Raw genomic sequence first — 1,075 nt, 5'->3', positions numbered from 1 at the left:
ACATGAAAATACGGTACGGGAAGTAATTCCGCTTCTCTCTTGGCGATCCAATCTTCCCTATTTTTCCCTTGACACTTTGGGCAGTGCCTGTTCCGACAACTGTTATAGCTGATCCGGGTATTCCCGCAGTCTGTGCAGGCATCTACGTGTCCACCCAAGTCAGCGGTCCGGCAACGCCTTAAGGCCGAAAGCGTCCGCAGCTGCCAACGGTTGATCTGGGGATGATGCTCCACCTCGGCCCAGTGCTGTCGTAGCACTTGAGCTACTTCAAAGCGGGGCTTCACTTTCTGGATAGATAGAGTCTATCCAGCGGACTAAAAGCACGGCACTTTTCAGTCTGGGCCACATGCAAATAAATCATGGTGGTATCAATGCATTCGTGACCCAATAAATCCTTAATAGTCAAAATATCCAGTCCCTCTTCCAGCAGATGAGTGGCATAGGTATGCCGGAGCGTGTGAACATTCATCGGCTTGAGAATACCGGCTTTCTTTTTGGCTTCATTCACTGCCCACTGCACCCCACGCTGGGAGTAACGTCCGTCAAAATCCCCTCCTGCACGACCGATGATCTGCTCGCCTTTACTGTTGAACAGCCACTCAATGGGCTGCTCGGCTTCAAGATAGGTTTTCAGCCCTCGGATCAGGATATCTGCGAGGGGAACGTAACGGTCTTTCCTCCCTTTGCCGTCTTTTACATGCAGGACTTTCCGGTCAAAATCCAAGTCTTCGATTTTCAGATTCCTTACTTCAAAACAGCGAAGTCCGCACCCATAGAGCAGCCCGATCAGAATTCGATGCTTAAGCAACTTGGGAGCTTTAAGCAACCGACGGACCTCTTCCTTACTGAGTACAACAGGTAGCTTTTTGCTCCGCTTAATAGTCGGAAGTTCAATCCGCTTATCTTTCATACCTTCTATTCGATAGGCAAACCGAAGTGCATAAACAGTAAACTTGAAGTAGGAATCAGAAGGGGTATTGTGACTCCGCTTGACCAGATGTAGGTAATCATTGATCCGATCAGGATCTACCAGAGTTGGAAGCTCATTGAAATGGATGGCCAGCTTGGCCAGATG

General features: G+C 49.1%; 2 protein-coding genes. Both read right to left on the bottom strand.

Going from position 1 to position 1,075, the window contains the following annotated elements:
• A partial coding sequence (locus tag BLQ57_RS20795; RefSeq protein WP_205635656.1) for a transposase zinc-binding domain-containing protein occupies positions 1-284 on the bottom strand: 284 nt, incomplete at its 3' end.
• The coding region (locus BLQ57_RS20790; protein ID WP_205635655.1) for a tyrosine-type recombinase/integrase at positions 281-1,075 on the bottom strand (795 nt) is incomplete at its 5' end. The genes BLQ57_RS20790 and BLQ57_RS20795, both read right to left, overlap by 4 nt.

The organism is Algoriphagus faecimaris, from assembly GCF_900101705.1.
Taxonomy (GTDB): Bacteria; Bacteroidota; Bacteroidia; order Cytophagales; family Cyclobacteriaceae; genus Algoriphagus; species Algoriphagus faecimaris.
The sequence above is the reverse complement of the archived record's forward strand: the minus strand, read 5'-3'. Positions and strand labels throughout refer to the sequence as shown.